Below are 550 nucleotides of genomic sequence, written 5' to 3'. Positions count from 1 at the left end.
AGTACCCATTCGACAGGTCGATTGGTTTTCTTCCCTTTATGCGAAAAGGTCTGATGTATGTGTGTTATTGCATCTGCCGTTGAACGGTTTAGCCTGAACCCATACGAACCCTTATCCGCTGTTGTTTCTGCCACTGGTTGTAGTGCCAAAAGATATAAGGCTTGCATTGCTCTATCTTTCATTGTTGGAATACCTAGTGGGCGTTTTTTCCCATTCGGTTTTGGTATGTACACTCGTCTTAATGGACTGGGTTTGTACCTCTTTTCCGTCAATTCTAGTGCAGCTCGCCATTTTGTTGCAGGACTGTCCCACAACTCTTTATCAACACCACTTGTCCGTTTACCTTGATTTTCCGTCACTCTTTTTACTGCGATGAGTTTCGCATAGTGTGAGTGGGTCAGCATTCGTTGTAAGTTTTTAACCTTACGCCATTTGCCTTCCTGTGTTGCCTTCGCAATCCGAATTTGCATTCCTTTCACATACCGCTCAGCCTTATGCCATTCAACATAATGCCATTGAGAAATGTGCGAGGTCGCTGGATTGCAAGCTA

Annotated in this window: 1 protein-coding gene; it reads right to left on the bottom strand. The window is 44.4% G+C overall.

Going from position 1 to position 550, the window contains the following annotated elements:
- Positions 1-550 (bottom strand): reverse transcriptase N-terminal domain-containing protein (locus A1D26_RS02305; protein ID WP_198303044.1); only part of this gene is annotated, 550 nt, incomplete at both ends.

This window comes from Ursidibacter maritimus, assembly GCF_009761395.1.
In the GTDB taxonomy this organism is placed as follows: domain Bacteria; phylum Pseudomonadota; class Gammaproteobacteria; order Enterobacterales; family Pasteurellaceae; genus Ursidibacter; species Ursidibacter maritimus.
This window is presented reverse-complemented; position numbering and strand designations above follow the sequence as displayed.